Here is a 17261-nt window from a genome sequence, read left to right on the forward strand (position 1 = left end):
ACGATCGCTGTTTCAGCGAGAAGTCAGGTGCGTATTTTTAATTTGCGCGAGACCTTAGCGACTGTCGTGATAGCAGAGAGAAAGCAATAAAAAGTTGAATTAAAAAAGTAAAGCATATATAAATATAACTTAAAAATATTAAGCAAAGTTGATAAAAACAATATTTAATCTTCCGGCGGATGATGTGGACCGGGTTTCCGGTCTGGACGATGTCACGGTTTACTCCACACAGCAGGGGACCATTGCACCGATCATCAATCATAAAGAAGGGCTCTGCGCGAATCAGTGGTTCCGTCAGGCGGTCAGCTATGCACTTGATTATGAGGAAGTCATGACGGCAACCTATGGGGCCAATGGCTTTACGATGGGGTCTTGCTACATGGATGAAGCACAGCCGTTCTGGTACACGGATGCCGGATCTGAGGAATACAATGTACACGATCCGGAAAAGGCGAAAGAGATCCTGAAGGAACATGGATATGATGGAACTCCGCTGAGACTGACAGCAGCGACCCTGAATAAGATGGATTATATGGCAGTGACCATGCAGTCAGTCGGAGCTGGAAGAAGTCGGCATCCCGGTGGAACTGAATATCGTAGACTGGCCGACACTCCAGGCGCAGAGCACCGATCCGACAGCATATGATATGTATATCTGCACATTCTCCCAGGTGCCGATCCCGTCCTTGAAACTCTATTTTGGACCGAACTACGCTGGCTGGAATGATGATGAGACGCTTCAGAGCCTTTTAAATGACATGAACACGGCAACAAACATGGACGATGCGAAAGCAGCATGGGATAAAGTTCAGGAATATTCCTGGCAGTATCTGGCAGTCATCAATTTTGGTCATTATATTGCAAACTATGCATGGAATGATCATGTAAAAGGCTTAAATAATTACAGCGGACTCTACTTCTGGAATGCGGGATACGTAGAGTAGATCAGCACAAAGATCCGGATAAAAATACCTGGCAGAGATGGATCACTTCACTCTGACCAGGTATTTATGTGTCTGTAACTGTATGTGTATAAAGACTGGCACCGCGGTAAACAGCAGCGCCGGAAAGCTTTCGATTATTCGATATAGGCAACTTTTCCGATCCGCTCTTTCGGCTGGATCACAGTATCCGGATCCGGATAGCCTAAAGCAGCCATCCCATAGACTACATGATTGGCTGGAACACCAAAATCATTTAAGATGTCACGGATTGCCGGAGTATCGCAGATATTCTGGAGCTGGTTGATCCAGACAGAGCCGACTCCGTAGGAATTGGCAGCTAAAAAGATATTTTCGAGAGCGCAGGCATCATCTTCTTTTCCCCAGTTACTGTCGCGCAGATTGGACGGTATGATGATGGCAGCCGGGCAGTACAGATCATATCCCGGGCGGTTTAATGTGGTTTTGATCGCCTCAGCCAGACGTTTGATGGCATTCTTATTTGTCACCACCGTAAATTTCCAGGTCTGTTTTCCCATACCGCTCGGCGCGTGGAGAGCTGCCTGTACCAGATCGTCAAGGATCTCTCTGGAGATTGGAGTGTCGGTGAATTTACGGATGCTTCTTCTTGTAAGGATATTGTTCATGACTTCGTTCATTGAGATTTCCTCCTGTACTCGCTTGATGTATGCAGCTGGTGCAGCGATCGTGATCAGCATTCGCCGCTTGCCGGAAATCTGCAGACAGTTTTCCGGCTTTCTTGCGCTCATTATATCACGATTCGCGATTTCATGCATTCTTCTCAAGCCATAGTCTGAAATATTTCCTGATGACAGAAAACGGCATGGGTCCGAGATCGAGAAGAAATCTGTGAAATTCTTTTGCGGAGAACCGGTTCCCGAGTGCTTTTTCCGCCTCTTCCCGCATTTCCATGATCTCCACGTATCCCCCAGCGTATTCGAGATAGTTCGTGGGACTGTCAATCATTGTCTGCCAGAGCTCTTCTACCAGATCATCGTCTGCGTCAAAACAGGTGCGGATAAACGCGGCGGCCTGATCTTTGGACCAGCCGTCGTAGTTGATCCCGATGTCCAAAAGGGAGTGAAAACAGAGCGAAAAGGACCGCATGGCGGCATGATAGGCGCTGGTTTCTGTGGAAACACCATTATCATAGGACCAGGCCAGATTTTCCACGTAAGTCGCCCAGCCTTCCGCTGCGCCGGAACAGGTCAGCAGGGCGGACAGTGGATGTTTCGCATGTTCCCGGAAATAGACTGTCTGGTAGAGATGTCCGGGGAAACCTTCATGGGCGAGCGTGGGATAAAGTTCATCCGCTGCGCCGGTACTGCCGTTATTGATATAGATCACATTCTGAGCGGGATCATCGAGCGGTGCGGTGAGATAAAATGCAGGACTCAACGCCGCTTCCAGCTGGACCGGGACATAGCGGATCTCGTACTGCCTGGCAGCATCAGACAGCGCCGGAAAGTCAGAATTCATCTGATCCTGAAGATCTGTAAGGATCTGGTCAGGCTGTGTACAGGAAAAAGTGAGATCGGAAGCGGCAGTTTTGGAAAAAGAGGAGATTGTCTCCAGGTCTTTCTGCATCCGGTAAGACAGCGCAGTTTTCAACTCTTCGATCGTACGATAGGAGAGACCGGGACCTGATCTTACAAGATATTCATAGTACTGCTTTCCGTCCCGGAATCCGGCGAGACCGCTTTCGTTGATCCCGCGCCCTTTTAAGCTTGAAAGCCCGTCGATCAGATGGCGATAAGCGGGCAAAAACGCGTTTTTGATCATGTCAAGATGACGGGAACGAAAGTCAGTTTTCTGCTGTTCTGTCAGAGTGATCTCATGTTCCAGAAATTTCAGGCGGCTTTCAAAGGTCTCCGTCAGGAAATTGTCTTCCGGGTCAATGAGATAACTTTCACAGGATTCGATGATCCGGTCGATCGAAGCGTCGGACAGACCGAGTCCGGCATCAGATTTTTGCTGCTCAAAGAAAAGAATATCACCGTAATAGGAGTCGAGCTGGGAAAGCAGAGAGAGATAGTCTTCGACATCCTGGATAGAATGGAAAGAATACTCCGACAGCAGGATCGGGAGCTGCGCCTGGATCCCGATGGTGGGGGCAAGCGGCTGTTCGTAGAGCTCGAGACCTTCCGCCATAAGAGTGGTGTCTGTTATCGCGGAAAGAGAATCGTAAAGGACCTGCTGGTCTGCTGATAAGGAGCCAGGATCAAAGTCGTTGAGTTTTTTTCGGAGATCATGGAGGTCATGGTGATTTGTGATGAGCTCGGACAGGCGGTAAGTGCCAAGGGAGACATCCCCCGCGTTAATCCCGTAATTTTCCGGGTGAAGCAGAGTGTAGTGGAGATCCAGAGTGCTGGAAGACTCCATCTCGGTGCGGAAAAGGTCAGAGCAGAATGAGTCGAAATCTGCCTGGAGCTTTAAAAATTTTTCAGAAGTGGCGGGATTGCCGGATGAAAAGTCATTGGAAGAGTAAGATTCCCCGGTCTCCGCCGGACTGGTAGAGAAAATCCGCTCATTTCCGCAGGCAGTGAGAATGAACAGGAAAAAGAGTGCCAGAGCAGCTGCCCAAATGTGTTTCCATTTCATAAAAAGAACCTCCCGGATGCAGCTGCCAATAGGATCAATACGGAAGCTGACTGGTTCAATATATGAATCAGATGAGGGAATACAGAACTTTTTTTACTTACAAATACAGGAACTTTTCTTTTCAAGGTTGAAAAGAAGCGCGGAAGAGGATATACTGAGTAGTATCGCGACAGAAAGACAAATGTGCGGCATCCAAGAACAAAATGCACATTTGGCACCAGCGTCTGCGGATGGAAGACCCAGCAGACGGGGATCATCTAAGAATGAGGAGAGGGGAACAGAATTATGTGTGAAAGATTAATGCGTCATGTATCAGAATCAGCAGTAGAACAGACACAGATCGTTCTTGCGAGCCATATCAACGGTGCCGGCCGACTTTTCGGCGGACAGCTGATGGAGTGGATCGATATCGTTGCGGGTGTTGTAGCGAGAAGACATTCCCATTGCAACCAGACAACGGCTTCTGTGGACAGCCTTCAGTTTAAGGAAGCAGTGTATATGAATGATACGCTGATCTTATTCGGAAAACTTACTTATGTGGGTCATACTTCCATGGAGGTTCAGGTCGATACCTATGTGGAGGCACTCGACGGAACGAGAAAACTTGTAAATACCGCATATTTTGTAATGGTAGCACTCGACAAGAATGATCATCCGACAACCGTTCCGGGACTGATCGTGGAAACCAAGGAAGAAAAAGCTGCATGGGCAGCCGGAGAGCGCAGAAACGCGCTGAGAAAGCAGAGACGGATCGAGAATTATTAAAACAATGCGTATATATCCGCATAAATAAAGGACTGTGAAACACACAGCCAACAAAAAAGGACCTTAAACAGATCAAAGGTCCTTTTTTGCTGCCATGCATCCGAAAGGCGCTGCCGGGCACCCTTTCAAAAAGTCCAGAATGACGTTCAGATAAAACTGCTTTCTTCCAAACATGGAAGTATGGGTAGCACCGTTCACAAGGACGAGCTGCGCACGCGGGATCAGCCGCGCCATCAGCCGGGAGTGGGAGGTTTTCACGAGATCTCTTGTCCCCGCAAGAAGAAGGACCGGCGCCTGTATCGCATGCAGCTGTTCTTTTGTCATCAGCGGCGAGTTGCAGAGCAGGGAGGCGAGCTGCTGGCAGCGGAAAACATGAGAATAGACCATGTCAGCAAATGCATGCCCTTTTTTCTGCGGATGGGAAGCTGGTGAGTCCACACGGCGCGGACGTTTCTGTGAAAGAAAACATGTGCGGAAAAGCGTGGACAAGATCCGATAAAAATAGTACTTCCCAATGCAGAACATCCGGACGGGAAAGATCAGTCCGTCAGGCGTGATATTTCCGCTGACAGCGATCACAGAAAGCGTCCGCTCCGGAAAAAGAGAAGCGAACTCCAGTGCGATGTTCGCCCCGTCACTGAATCCAAAGAGGATACACGACGGGATCCGGAGAACATCCAGAAGCGCCGCCGCATCCTTTGCCATATCGGCAGTCGTAAACTCAGCATCTGCATTGTCTGGCTTGATCCGGGAACGTCCGTGGGCACGGCTGTCCATCAGGATCACCCGGTAGTTTGCAGACAATTTTTTCTCGTAGAAGTCAAAGATCATATGCGTCTCCGCGTTCCCGTGGAGCATCAGGATCGGAACTCCGTGCCCGCTTTCTTTATAATAAATCCAAGCTTTGGGCGTATCCGCCATACCCTGACGACAGATCATTTTTTCCATTTGTGAAGTTCCCCTTTTAAAAGCGTGAGAATATACCCGCGTATCCCATGAGGATTCTGGATCTCAACAGCGGCATACAGCATGCTCGGCGTCGGATATTTCGGAAGGTACGCATAGTAAGACGGAACCCATTCCGTCGGGCTGTATTTTTCTTTTGCCCGGTAAAGATCCCGGAAACCGTAGCACGCGTTTAAATGGTCATAGATAAACTGGAGCAGGCGTTCCATCGGATTTTTACTCTCTGCGTTCAGACCGGCAAGCGGGGCGACTCCGAGACTGCCGTAGCCGATCCCCTCTTCTTTAAGTACCTGGAACGCCTCGTAGATGATCGTCTCCATGACACCGCTCGGCGCATCTTTTCCGTGTCTCGTCACATCGGCCATGTAGCCGTTCTTTCCAAGGAAAGGAACAAAAACGATAAAGGCAACCATTTTTCCATCCGAATTCAGGGCGTAGAAGTAACGCTTGTCCATCGGATCATCGAGTCCGACGGTTCCCATCGTAAACTGAAGCATTCCGCTCTTCTTCCCTTCGAGCCATTCGTCCGTGATCCGGTAAAATTCGCGGTCGAGATCAGGATCCCGTTTCTCCAGCACTTTGTATTCGTGGACCGTGATGCCGGCTTTTGTCGCATGGTTGATGTTCATGCGCATCTTGGCGCCCTTCTTGCCGCTGATCTCATAGTCAGAAAGCTTAAACCGCGCTTCCTCCCCGCTTTTTACGAGACCGAATCCCTGCTTTTCATATTCCGACAGGTAGTAGTCGGTCAGACCGAGAAAGAAAATATTGTGGGCACTGTTCTGGCAGAACTCGCGGAACTCAGCGAGAAGTGCAGGAAAATCTTCATCCTTACAGACCGGATCGCCGTTTACAACGATGGTATCGCCGACGGTCCCATAAGGCAGAACTCCGTCAACAGAATGCCCGAAATACAGACATTTGTCATCTTCCAACGCCAGGTAGGAACATGGATTCTGGCTGTACAGGTTTAAAAGTGTTCTGGCATGCTGGATCTCCTGGGCTCCATGAGCTTGTTTCTGAAGCCATGGACGCAGTGCGCAGAGGATGGCGGCGAGGATGCAGCCCCAGCTGAACCAGAAAAGGACAAATTCTGTTCCATGACGGTCTGCCATGGAAGCAGGAAGATCGCCCATTCCGAAGATCATGCCGATGCCCTGGGCGAAACTGTCCGCAAAGGAGACGGAGGATCCGGCAGCGGTTCCAACTTGCATGTAATGCCAAGTGATCCCGACATTGATCAGGACACCTGCAATGGCAAGAAAAGCAAGTGTTACGGTCTGCTTCCGGTTCTCGCGTCCGGCCGGGATACAGAAATCCTTCCGCAGGGCAAAAAACAGAAGAAACAGAACGAGGTCAAAGATCATGACTCCGTTGTGCAGCGGATGTCCCATCCCGATGAGACCGCGCAGAAAGTTGAGTGTGAAGATCCCCATCGCGATCATCCATGCATTCCGCTTTCTCTTCCATAACTGCAGCGACAGCACGAAAAGAACAATGGAAAAGGCACGCTGGACCATGCGCCCCATCTCAAAAGAGGCCTGCATGGACTGGGAGATCCTTGAAAACGGGAAAAAAGTCAGCAGAAACAGGAAAAAAGAAAATACGGCGAGCAGAACGATCGAGATGTTCTCCAGACGGATCCGGAGCTGCCGTTTTTCATCCAGTCTTTTTTGTGATTCATTCATAAGTCATTCCTCCGAAGCAAAAATCATGAATACGATCTGTTTTATGGTAACACAAAGTGTAGTCTTTTTTGTGTGAAAAATCAACTAAAGGAAGTAAAGTTCCCGCGGAAACCGACGGGATGCCTTGACAAATTTATTCGAACAGGATAGACTAAAGGCATCATATGGAAAAAGCTTGGAAGGGAAGAGTATGCCGAAAGGAAGCTTTCAGAGACCCCGGTTGGTGAGAAAGGGGAGCAAAGAGGCGGCAGAAGATGGTCCTGGAGCTGTGCAGGTGAAAGCGGAAACCGTGTTAGCCTGTGCCGGAAGCGCCCGTTAGCGTGTCAGGCTGTTTTTGACAGCCGGTGAGGGCGATGACCGTGAGGCACCGCCGAATTTAAAGTGGTAACACGGGGAGACTCGTCTTTAATAATTAAAGACGGGCTTTTTTTATTTGACAGGAAACTCCGAAGGAACGTCCTGTTAAACAAAAACGCACACTTGCGCGAGGAGGCAGGTTGTCGCAAGAGACTGCGCGAGAGCTCTGAACGTGCCAAAGCACATTCTTTTTTATGTCATTGTGCAATAAAAACGACCGGCAGGAGAAAAGCCGTAAAAAGAGATAAAAAACAGGAGGAATCAATCCATGTGTACAAACTGTAAGAAACCATATTACATTTCCACTGCGATCGCCTATACATCCGGCAAACCGCATATCGGAAACACTTACGAGATCGTATTAGCAGACGCGATCGCACGCTACAAGAGAGAACAGGGCTATGACGTTTACTTCCAGACAGGAACCGACGAGCACGGTCAGAAGATCGAGTTAAAGGCTGCGGACGCAGGCGTAACTCCGAAGGAGTTCGTTGACAACGTAGCAGGACAGATCAAGGAGATCTGGGACCTCATGAACACTTCCTATGATAAATTCATCCGTACCACAGATGATTACCATGAGAAACAGGTCCAGAAGATCTTCAAGAAATTATATGATCAGGGCGATATCTACAAAGGACATTATGAGGGACTTTACTGCACACCGTGTGAGTCCTTCTGGACTCCGTCCCAGGTCGTAGACGGAAAATGCCCGGACTGCGGACGTCCGGTACAGCCGGCAAAGGAAGAGGCATATTTCTTCCGTATGAGTAAATATGCTCCGAAGCTCATCGAATATATCAACGAGCATCCAGAGTTTATCCAGCCGGTATCCAGAAAGAACGAGATGATGAACAACTTCCTGCTTCCGGGACTTCAGGATCTTTGCGTATCCAGAACCTCCTTCAAGTGGGGAATTCCGGTCACTTTTGATCCGAAGCACGTTACCTATGTATGGCTTGACGCGCTGACCAACTATATCACGGGAATCGGATATGACTGTGACGGAAACAGCGACGAGAAGTTTAAGAAATACTGGCCGGCAGACCTTCACCTGATTGGTAAAGATATTATCCGCTTCCATACCATTTACTGGCCGATCTTCTTAATGGCTCTCGGTCTTCCGCTTCCGAAGCAGGTATTCGGACATCCGTGGCTGTTACAGGGCGACGGCAAGATGAGTAAGTCCAAAGGAAACGTCCTCTATGCAGATACGCTCGTTGACTTCTTCGGTGTAGATGCAGTCCGCTACTTCGTACTTCATGAGATGCCGTTTGAGAACGATGGCGTGATCTCCTGGGATCTTATGGTTGAGCGCATGAACTCTGACCTTGCCAACATCCTCGGAAACCTTGTAAACCGTACCGTTTCCATGACAAATAAATATTTTGGCGGAATTGTCGAGAACAAGGGCGCTGCAGAGCCGGTGGATGAAGAGTTAAAGGCAACCGTTCTTGAGACGGTCAAGAAAGTAGACGAGAAGATGAACAAGCTCCGCGTTGCAGACGCGATCACAGAGATCTTCAATATCTTCCGCCGCAGCAACAAATATATCGATGAGACAACTCCGTGGACACTCGCAAAGGACGAGGCAAAGAAGGACCGTCTTGCAACCGTTCTTTACAATCTCACAGAGGCGATCACCATCGGTGCGTCCCTGTTATTCTCCTTCATGCCGGAAACTTCTGAGAAGATCCTCGCTCAGTTAAACACAGAGAAGAGATCGCTGGAGAACATGAATACCTTCGGTCTGTACCCGAACGGAAACAAGGTTACAGAGAAGCCGGAGATCCTGTTTGCTCGTATGGACATCAAGGACGTTATGGAGAAGGTTGAGGCCATGAAGGCAGCAGCCGCAGCAGAGAAACAGGAAGAGAAGAAGGAAGAAGAGAAGCCGGGCATGGACGTTGAGAAGAAGCCGGAGATCACATATGATGATTTCGCAAAGCTTCAGTTCCAGATCGGTGAGATCGTGAAGTGTGAAGAGGTTCCGAAGTCCAAAAAATTACTTTGCTCCCAGGTTAAGATCGGTTCTGAGACAAGACAGATCTTAAGCGGAATCAAGGCATGGTATAAACCGGAAGATATGGTCGGCAGAAAGGTTATGGTCGTTACGAACTTAAAACCGGCGAAGCTCGCAGGCATGTTATCGGAAGGCATGATCCTCTGCGCGGAGGATGATGAGGGCAACCTCGCATTAATGACACCGGCAAAGGATATCAAGTCCGGTTCTGAGGTCTGCTAAGTGAAGGTACGTTTTTCGGCGGAACAGCTAAAAAACATTGCTCTGGTCAGCATGGTCATCGACCATGCTGCCGTTGGGCTTATTGAACAGTCAGAACTGGCTTCGGGCGCTGCCTGGAGTCTCTGTGGGACAGCCATGCGCCTTGTGGGGCGTGTGGCTTTTCCTCTCTTTGCGTTTATGATCGCAGAGGGCGCAGCGCATACGCGGGACCGGAGAAGGTATGCGCTGAGGCTGCTTCTGCTGGCGGTTATTTCGGAGATCCCCTTTGATCTTGTGGCGGGGGGAACATGGCTTTTTCCGGCGGATCAGAATACGGTGTTCACATTACTTCTGGGACTTCTGGCAGTCTGGGCTGGAGATCTGATCTGCGGGACCGGATCTGGAGTGTCATACGGAAACCGGGAAAAAACAGGAGATGGCGGCAGGAAGGCGGTAGGCCAGAGGAGATTTCCGTTGGAATATGAGCGGTATATCCGGGTTCTGGCGGCGGTTCCTTTCGGACTGGCAGCCTATTATCTGAAGACGGATTATGGGTTTATGGGCGTGCTGTTGATCGTTATATTGTATACATTGCGCACGGAACCACAGCTTCGCACGGCTGTCTGCGCTGTATTTTTATTTTGCATGTATATGGATTTCTATGGCGCTGCGGCTTGCGTTGCAATTTTCCTGATAAACCGTTACAATGGAGAAAAAGGCGGTGGAAACGGAAGGATTTTCTATCTGTTTTATCCGCTGCATCTGCTGGTGATCCGGGGAATCAAGATGGCTGTGGGACTGTAGAAAATGAGATGGTGCAAAAAAGTCTTACGGATGCCGACTCCGGATGAAAAAGAAAACGACATATGACTTGAGGACAGAAAGAATGGACTATATTTTTGACACACATGCCCATTACGACGATGAGGCATTTGACGCGGACCGGGAGGAAGTGCTCACGGGACTGAAAGAACAGGGAATCGGAACCGTTGTAAATGTCGGAGCGAGCATCGCGTCAATAAAGACAACGCTGGCACTGGCCGAGGCGCATCCCTTCATGTATGCGGCGGTGGGCGTGCATCCGAACGAGACGGCGGAGCTTACGGATGTGGACATGAAATGGCTGGAATCTCTGGCAGAAAACCCGAAGGTTGTGGCGATCGGTGAGATCGGTCTTGACTACTACTGGGACGAGCCGGAACGGGAGATCCAGAAACACTGGTTTTCGGCGCAGCTTGAGGTCGCAAAGAAGACGGGACTCCCGGTGATCATCCACAGCCGGGACGCGGCGAAGGACACGTTGGATATCATGAAGGCAGAACATAATGGTGCCACCGGCGGCGTGATCCACTGCTTTTCCTACGGAGTGGAGATGGCGAGAGAATACCTGAATATGGGATATTATATCGGGATCGGCGGAGTCCTGACCTTTAAAAACGCGAAAAAACTGATTGAAGTGGCAGAATATGCGCCGCTCGACCGGATCGTTCTGGAAACGGACTGTCCGTATCTGACCCCGGTGCCAAACCGGGGAAAACGAAATTTCTCTGGAAATCTTCCGTATGTAGTGGAAAAGCTGGCAGAGATCAAGGGTGTTTCCAAGGAAGAGATCATCCGGGAGACAACGAAAAACGCGAGGGAGATGTACCGGATCACGGAATAGAATTTTCGGGACAATAGTACCGCAGCAGTGGAACGCATTTACCGGATTTTGTATACAAGATGCAACTCATGTAACAAAAGTACCTGCGCAAAAGCGCAGTCAAAAATAGAAAGAGAGAAATAAATGGCGAATCTGGGAAACCCAAAGAATACCATAGAGATCATACAGAAGTATGAATTCATGTTTCAGAAAAAGTTTGGTCAGAACTTTTTGATCGATACCCATGTACTGGAGAAGATCATCTCCGCAGCTGGAATCACAAAGAATGACTGCGTCCTTGAGATCGGCCCGGGAATCGGAACCATGACCCAGTACCTTGCGGAGAACGCCGGACATGTTGTAGCTGTTGAGATCGACCGGAACCTGATCCCGATCTTAAAGGAGACACTGGCGGATTACGACAACGTGACCGTCATCAACGAGGATATCTTAAGAGTCGATATCAAGGCACTGGCCGAGGAATACAACGGCGGAAAGCCGATCAAGGTCGTTGCGAACCTGCCGTACTATATCACGACCCCAATCATCATGGGGCTCTTTGAGAGCGGAGTGCCGATCGACAATATTACCGTCATGGTCCAGAAGGAAGTTGCGGACCGCATGAAGGAAGGACCGGGGTCCAAGGATTACGGCGCTCTGTCCCTGGCTGTCCAGTATTACGCGGAGCCGGAGATCGTAGCGAACGTACCGCCGAACTGCTTTATCCCGCGCCCGAATGTGGGATCAGCGGTGATCCGGCTTACAAGACATAAGGAGATGCCAGTTGAGGTAAAGGATCCTGCCCTGATGTTCAAGATCATCCGCGCGTCCTTCAATCAGAGAAGAAAGACGCTGCAGAACGGTCTCGGAAATGCGCCTGAACTTCCGTATACAAAGGAACAGATCGCGGCAGCGATCGCAGAGATGGGACTCACTCCGACGATCCGCGGCGAAGCGTTAAGCCTTGCACAGTTTGCGCAGTTGTCGGATATTCTTGGCGAGATGAAATAAGAAGCATGCGGATATCTGGTCATGCGGGAAAATGAGTCTGTCCGCAGCATAGACTTTGTATACAAGCCAGAGCGCTATGGTGAAGCAGAAGAATAGAATATAGGACGGGAGGAAGCATTATGGGATTTACAGAACTGTCACACGCGTTTATCGCGGCAAAATATTATGTTTACCTGAAGGAAATCTTCGGTGACCGCGGCGAGGCGGCATTTTTGCATGCCACCCGATATTACGGCGAACAGCGTGGACGTCGGATGGCACAGCGAGCGATCCGGGACGGAAAACCTCTGACTTATGAGACATACTGCCAGTACGGTGAATGGGTCAACACGGAAGAGGTGAAAGCACAAGGACTCGGAAACCAGTCCGAGACGACAAGCTTAAGCCCGGACTTTCAGATCCACATCCATGTCTGTCCGTGGCACACCCAGTTTAAGAATATGGGACTCCCGGAAGCGGGGCTTCTCTATTGTAAGGACCTGGATGCGTCCATTTCCCGAGGTTTCAACCCGGAGATTCGCTATGAGGTCTCCCAGACACTCCATGACCATGATTATTGTATACAGACGATCCGGAACGCCGGTTTGACGCCGGAGTCCAATATGGCAAAAAATCCGGCAGGCCTCAGATCTTTCGAGTACCACTGCGCTCACTCCTACTGGGCATATCGGGAAGTCTGTGAAGCAATCTTCGGGGAAGAGGGGACACGGATCGCTGAAAGAGTCCTTGATGATTTTGCCACAGAGTATGGAAAAAAGATGGCAGACACGCTGGCAGGATATGCAAGGACGAATTTTAATATCGCAGACTAAGAAATCAGCAGCTTTGCAAAAAGAGCTGCTGAAATATTGCTGTTAGAAAGAAGAACAAGGTATATCGAAATACATTTTGAAGAATATTGAGGAGCAACACTTATGAAACAGATCAATATGCTGGAATCCCCGGTCCGCCAGGTATTTTTCAGTTACCTGGTGCCGTCCATCAGCGCAACACTCGTGACCTCCATTTATATTCTGGCGGACACGATGATGATCGGACGCGGAGTCGGTGGTTCCGGTATTGCGGCGATGAATATTTTACTGCCGCTCTACAACACATATTTCGGGATCGGAATGATGTGCGGAGTCGGCGGCAGCGTTCTCTTTGGGTTTTCCAGAGGACGCGGCGATGAAAAACGCGCCAGAAGTTATTTTACGGCGGCACTCTGTGTGGTGCTTGCTCTGTCAGCAGTCTTTCTGATATTGGGAAGAATCTTTTTCAACCCTCTGATTACTTTTATGGGAAATACCCCACTCTTAAATGAATACACCGTGCCTTACGGAACTGTGCTCACAACAGCGGCTCCCATGTTTGCCCTGTCTTCATTCCTTCAGGCATTCGTCCGAAATGACGGTGCGCCGAAGCTTGCCATGGCGGGCGTGATTAGTGGAGGCGTCACCAATGTAATCCTGGATTATGTATACATTTTTATCATGAAATGGGGAATGGGAGGTGCGGCGCTGGCGACAGCCACCGGAACGACACTCACGGTGCTGATCCTCGCAAGCCATTTTTTCTCGAAAGATAACCACTTGAAGTTGGAATTTAGCGATGTGTGGAGACGGGTGCCGGAGGTGCTCGGAAATGGGCTCGCAAGCTTTATTCTGGAGATCTCCAACGGCTTCGTGATGCTGCTGTTTAACCGCCAGCTCCTCGCTTACGTGGGAGAGATGGGAATCACGGTTTATGGAATCATCACAAACACCGCGCTTGTGGCATCGTCCATTTCCAACGGTATCGCTCAGGCAGTACAGCCGCTGCTTTCCGCGAACTTTGGCGCGGGAAACCTGAAGAGAGTCGGCGAGGCGAGAAAACTGGGAGTCCGGACCGGATTTGCCGCAGGCTTCATATTCACTGCGATCGGCATGCTGATCCCGGTACAGTTGTCCTATCTGTTTCTGGACCCGACACCGGAGATCCTCACAATGGCGGTCCCGGCGATCCGGCTGTATTTCCTCTGCTTCTTAGTCAGCGAGTGGAACATCATCAGCGGAATGTATTTCCAGTCTACTGTGAGACCGCGGTTTTCTTTAACGATCACACTGCTCCGCGGAGTGATCTTAAATAGCGTGTTCGTGTTCCTTCTCCCGGCACTCTTTGGTGTAGACGGAATCTGGCTTACGGTGACTGTATCAGAGTTCATCACGGCGGGCGTTGCGTTTGTGCTTATGAAAAGGGAAAAACATTAATATATTAAAAAATATGTAAACAACGGACTCAGGGATCTTTGAGAAAAAGGATTTCGGATTCCGTTGTTTCTTTTTTCATTACCGTGTTCCCAGAAGAACCTTCCGGTGGCAGGTTTTGCAGGTGTATCTGGAAGAAACAGGAGACAAATTCGTTAAACTTATTTCAATTGACACTATAACGGCCTATTGGTAAAATGGAGATAGCGACATTAAATAAAGAAAGAAGAGGAGAACAATATGACGATCAGAATCGGAATTATGGGTTATGGAAATCTTGGACGCGGCGTTGAGTGCGCCATCAAACAGAATCCGGATATGGAGCTTGCGGCAGTATTTACAAGAAGAGATCCGAAAAATGTCAGGATCCTGACCGAAAGCGCAAAGGTTTACCATGCGGACGAAGCGAAACATATGACAGATAAGATCGATGTCCTGATCCTTTGCGGCGGAAGTGCGACAGATCTTCCGGTGCAGACACCGGAGTATGCGAAATATTTCACCGTAGTGGACAGCTTTGACACACACGCGAGAATTCCGGAGCATTTTGCAGCTGTCGATGCAGCGGCAAAGGAAGCAGGAAATGTAGCAGTGATCTCCGCAGGCTGGGATCCGGGTATGTTCTCCTTAAATCGTGTATACGCAAATGCAATTCTCCCGGATGGTAAAGACTATACATTCTGGGGCAAAGGTGTAAGCCAGGGGCATTCCGACGCGATCCGCCGCATTGATGGTGTGAAGGACGCAAGACAGTATACAGTTCCGGTTGAGAGTGTACTGGAGAGAATCAGAAACGGCGAGACTCCGGAGCTCACAACGAGAGAGAAACACACAAGAGAGTGCTATGTTGTTGCTGAAGAGGGTGCTGATCTTGCACGCATCGAAAAAGAGATCGTGACGATGCCGAACTACTTTTCCGACTATGACACAACGGTTCATTTCATCAGCGAGGAAGAGATGAAGCGCGACCACTCCACACTCCCGCACGGCGGTTTCGTGATCAGAAACGGAAAGACCGGATGGAATCAGGAGAATACACATGTGATTGAGTATCGTCTGAAACTGGATTCCAACCCGGAGTTCACTTCCTCCGTGATCGTTTGCTGTGCCCGCGCCGCATTCCGCATGAAACAGGAGGGAATGAGCGGATGCAAGACCATTCTTGACATTCCGCCGGCATACCTTTCCGCAAAGAGCGGCGAGGAACTCAGAAAGAATCTCCTGTAATCATAAAAAGAACCTTTAAAGGCGGCGAAAGAGCCGGCCTTTGATCAATCATACCTCCGCCCTGTGTCCGCAGCCGACAGATACAGGGCGGAAGTATCAATTGCCATGCATTCAGAAAAGACTGCAAACGGGATCCATGCATGGCGGATTTTGTAGAGGGTGAAGATATGACACTTAAGAAGAATCATCCGGCAGGTTACAACGGGATCACGGACGGTGTGATCTGGCAGCAGCTTCTGCTCTTTTTCTTTCCGATCCTGTTCGGGACATTTTTCCAGCAGCTTTACAACACGGCAGATGCCATGATCGTTGGAAAATTCGTTGGAAAAGAAGCACTTTCCGCGGTAGGGGGTACGACAGGAACGCTGATCAACCTGTTAGTTGGTTTCTTCGTCGGAATGTCCTCCGGCGCGGCCGTTGTCGTATCCCAGTTCTATGGGGCAAAGGAAGACCAGCAGGTGCAGAAATCGGTTCACACATCGTTCTGTCTGGCGCTGGCCGGCGGTGTGGCACTCTTAGTGATCGGTGAGATCTTCACTCCGGCTGCAATCCGGGCTATGGGTGCTCCCGAAGAGATCCTTGGATATTCTGTGACATATCTCAGGATCTATTTTCTGGGTATCATCGGAAATCTGGTCTATAATATGGGCGCTGCGATCCTGCGAGCTGTGGGAGATTCGAAGAGACCGCTCTATTTCCTTGTGGCGAGCTGCCTGACCAATATTGCTCTGGATCTCCTGTTTGTAGTCTGTTTTCATATGGAAGTTGCCGGGGCGGCGCTTGCGACGATCATGTCCCAGCTTTTATCGGCAGTACTCGTTATGATAACGCTGATCCGGACAAAAGAATCTTACCGTTTTATCCCGAAGGAACTCCGTGTGGAGCCGGTATTATTAAAGAGGATCATAAAGATCGGTCTTCCGGCGGGACTCCAATCCATGATGTACTCGATCTCCAATATCCTGATTCAGGCAAACATCAATGGATACGGAACGAATACGATCGCGTCCTGGGCGGTTTACGGAAAGATCGACGGTATTTTCTGGATGACTATGGATGCCATGGGAATCTCCGTGACGACCTTTGCGGGTCAGAACTTCGGTGCGGGCAAGATCAGACGTTTAAAGAAGGGAACCTACGTGGGACTTCTCATGTCGACGATCATCACGGCGGCACTCGGTGTATTTATGTTTACGGCAGGTCCGGTACTCATCAGTCTCTTTACCAACGATGTGGATGTCATGGCGGAGAGCATGAGTATTATCCGCTTCCTGGTGCCGTTCTGGTTCTGCTACATCTGCGTCAACGTATATCCGTGTACGCTGCGCGGCGTGGGCGATGCCCTGATCCCAATGCTGATCATCTGTGTTGGAACCTGTATCCTGCGTGTGCTCTGGGTATTCGGCGCAGGCGCAGTCCATCCGGGACTGTACACGACGCTGACGAGCTATCCGCTAAGCTGGAGTATCACTTCGCTGGCATTCCTGGTATATTATTACCGGTTCAGTGCGATGAGAAAGTTAAATAAACTGATTGAAGAATAAGCATAACTGTTCGGCAGGACTGTGAACTTATTGCGCTGGTCTGCTGAAC

At 49.7% G+C, this 17261-nt stretch carries 15 protein-coding genes and 1 other annotated feature; of the genes, 11 read left to right on the plus strand and 4 right to left on the minus strand.

The annotated features are described in order from the left end of the window. The first annotated feature begins 148 nt into the window (after window positions 1-148). Complete coding sequence (locus GPK90_RS01850; RefSeq protein WP_118532176.1) at window positions 149-646, plus strand: ABC transporter substrate-binding protein; 498 nt, start codon at window positions 149-151, stop codon at window positions 644-646. Beyond that, the gene (locus tag GPK90_RS01855) at window positions 582-944 is read left to right on the plus strand and encodes a periplasmic substrate-binding domain-containing protein (RefSeq protein ID WP_215701998.1); all 363 of its coding nucleotides are present in this window, start codon (window positions 582-584) and stop codon (window positions 942-944) included. Before GPK90_RS01850 ends, GPK90_RS01855 begins: the two co-directional genes overlap by 65 nt. 134 nt (window positions 945-1078) lie before the next feature. On the opposite strand, the gene GPK90_RS01860 is transcribed toward GPK90_RS01855, so the two are convergent. Next, entirely contained in the window at window positions 1079-1600 is a 522-nt protein-coding gene (locus GPK90_RS01860; RefSeq protein ID WP_118532180.1) for a nitroreductase family protein, read from the minus strand. 130 nt (window positions 1601-1730) lie between these two features. Next, window positions 1731-3563, minus strand: coding sequence for a DUF885 domain-containing protein (locus tag GPK90_RS01865; protein ID WP_215701999.1), 1833 nt, complete (start codon window positions 3561-3563; stop codon window positions 1731-1733). Between the two features lie 285 nt (window positions 3564-3848). Here GPK90_RS01865 and GPK90_RS01870 point away from each other — a divergent pair, with 285 nt between their 5' ends. Next, window positions 3849-4328: an acyl-CoA thioesterase gene (locus tag GPK90_RS01870; RefSeq protein WP_215702000.1), complete on the plus strand. Its 480-nt coding sequence runs from the start codon at window positions 3849-3851 to the stop codon at window positions 4326-4328. Between the two features lie 72 nt (window positions 4329-4400). Here the strand turns inward: GPK90_RS01870 and GPK90_RS01875 are convergent, their stop codons facing one another. Together GPK90_RS01875 and GPK90_RS01880 are read right to left on the minus strand one after the other, a co-directional pair. Further along, window positions 4401-5276, minus strand: a complete 876-nt coding sequence (locus GPK90_RS01875) for an alpha/beta fold hydrolase (protein WP_118532198.1) — start codon at window positions 5274-5276, stop codon at window positions 4401-4403. After that, the gene (locus GPK90_RS01880) at window positions 5264-6982 is read right to left on the minus strand and encodes a bifunctional lysylphosphatidylglycerol flippase/synthetase MprF (protein WP_215702001.1); all 1719 of its coding nucleotides are present in this window, start codon (window positions 6980-6982) and stop codon (window positions 5264-5266) included. The genes GPK90_RS01875 and GPK90_RS01880 overlap by 13 nt, the downstream gene beginning before the upstream one ends. A 167-nt stretch (window positions 6983-7149) precedes the next feature. After that, window positions 7150-7392, plus strand: a binding site (T-box leader). Between the two features lie 215 nt (window positions 7393-7607). Between GPK90_RS01880 and metG the strand changes: the two genes are divergently transcribed. From metG to GPK90_RS01920, 8 genes are all read left to right on the plus strand, one after another. Continuing rightward, a complete protein-coding gene (gene metG / locus GPK90_RS01885) occupies window positions 7608-9584 on the plus strand; it encodes a methionine--tRNA ligase (RefSeq protein ID WP_021905796.1) in 1977 nt (658 codons plus the stop codon). Beyond that, the gene (locus GPK90_RS01890) at window positions 9585-10367 is read left to right on the plus strand and encodes a TraX family protein (protein ID WP_215702002.1); all 783 of its coding nucleotides are present in this window, start codon (window positions 9585-9587) and stop codon (window positions 10365-10367) included. It abuts the gene before it with no gap. A gap of 82 nt (window positions 10368-10449) precedes the next feature. Continuing rightward, a complete protein-coding gene (locus tag GPK90_RS01895) occupies window positions 10450-11226 on the plus strand; it encodes a TatD family hydrolase (RefSeq protein WP_252197324.1) in 777 nt (258 codons plus the stop codon). A gap of 123 nt (window positions 11227-11349) precedes the next feature. Beyond that, the gene (gene rsmA / locus GPK90_RS01900; protein ID WP_015553982.1) at window positions 11350-12216 is read left to right on the plus strand and encodes a 16S rRNA (adenine(1518)-N(6)/adenine(1519)-N(6))-dimethyltransferase RsmA; all 867 of its coding nucleotides are present in this window, start codon (window positions 11350-11352) and stop codon (window positions 12214-12216) included. A 119-nt stretch (window positions 12217-12335) separates the two neighbouring features. Then, complete coding sequence (locus GPK90_RS01905) at window positions 12336-13028, plus strand: L-2-amino-thiazoline-4-carboxylic acid hydrolase (RefSeq protein ID WP_215702004.1); 693 nt, start codon at window positions 12336-12338, stop codon at window positions 13026-13028. 102 nt (window positions 13029-13130) lie between these two features. Next, window positions 13131-14444, plus strand: a complete 1314-nt coding sequence (locus tag GPK90_RS01910) for an MATE family efflux transporter (RefSeq protein WP_117503785.1) — start codon at window positions 13131-13133, stop codon at window positions 14442-14444. 237 nt (window positions 14445-14681) lie between these two features. Then, complete coding sequence (locus tag GPK90_RS01915; RefSeq protein ID WP_118532211.1) at window positions 14682-15668, plus strand: diaminopimelate dehydrogenase; 987 nt, start codon at window positions 14682-14684, stop codon at window positions 15666-15668. A gap of 140 nt (window positions 15669-15808) precedes the next feature. After that, complete coding sequence (locus tag GPK90_RS01920) at window positions 15809-17212, plus strand: MATE family efflux transporter (protein ID WP_346011199.1); 1404 nt, start codon at window positions 15809-15811, stop codon at window positions 17210-17212. The last annotated feature ends 49 nt before the right edge of the window (window positions 17213-17261 follow it).

Source organism: Clostridium sp. MCC344 (assembly GCF_018785365.1).
In the GTDB taxonomy this organism is placed as follows: Bacteria; Bacillota; Clostridia; order Lachnospirales; family Lachnospiraceae; genus Pilosibacter.

Coding starts and splice junctions, on each gene's coding strand:
- GPK90_RS01880 (WP_215702001.1), bottom strand. CDS start 6,982: ATGAATGAATCACAAAAAAGACTGGATGAAAAACGGCAGCTCCGGATC.
- metG (WP_021905796.1), top strand. CDS start 7,608: ATGTGTACAAACTGTAAGAAACCATATTACATTTCCACTGCGATCGCC.
- GPK90_RS01905 (WP_215702004.1), top strand. CDS start 12,336: ATGGGATTTACAGAACTGTCACACGCGTTTATCGCGGCAAAATATTAT.
- GPK90_RS01920 (WP_346011199.1), top strand. CDS start 15,809: ATGGCGGATTTTGTAGAGGGTGAAGATATGACACTTAAGAAGAATCAT.
- GPK90_RS01895 (WP_252197324.1), top strand. CDS start 10,450: ATGGACTATATTTTTGACACACATGCCCATTACGACGATGAGGCATTT.
- rsmA (WP_015553982.1), top strand. CDS start 11,350: ATGGCGAATCTGGGAAACCCAAAGAATACCATAGAGATCATACAGAAG.
- GPK90_RS01915 (WP_118532211.1), top strand. CDS start 14,682: ATGACGATCAGAATCGGAATTATGGGTTATGGAAATCTTGGACGCGGC.
- GPK90_RS01860 (WP_118532180.1), bottom strand. CDS start 1,600: ATGAACGAAGTCATGAACAATATCCTTACAAGAAGAAGCATCCGTAAA.
- GPK90_RS01875 (WP_118532198.1), bottom strand. CDS start 5,276: ATGGAAAAAATGATCTGTCGTCAGGGTATGGCGGATACGCCCAAAGCT.
- GPK90_RS01910 (WP_117503785.1), top strand. CDS start 13,131: ATGAAACAGATCAATATGCTGGAATCCCCGGTCCGCCAGGTATTTTTC.
- GPK90_RS01870 (WP_215702000.1), top strand. CDS start 3,849: ATGTGTGAAAGATTAATGCGTCATGTATCAGAATCAGCAGTAGAACAG.
- GPK90_RS01865 (WP_215701999.1), bottom strand. CDS start 3,563: ATGAAATGGAAACACATTTGGGCAGCTGCTCTGGCACTCTTTTTCCTG.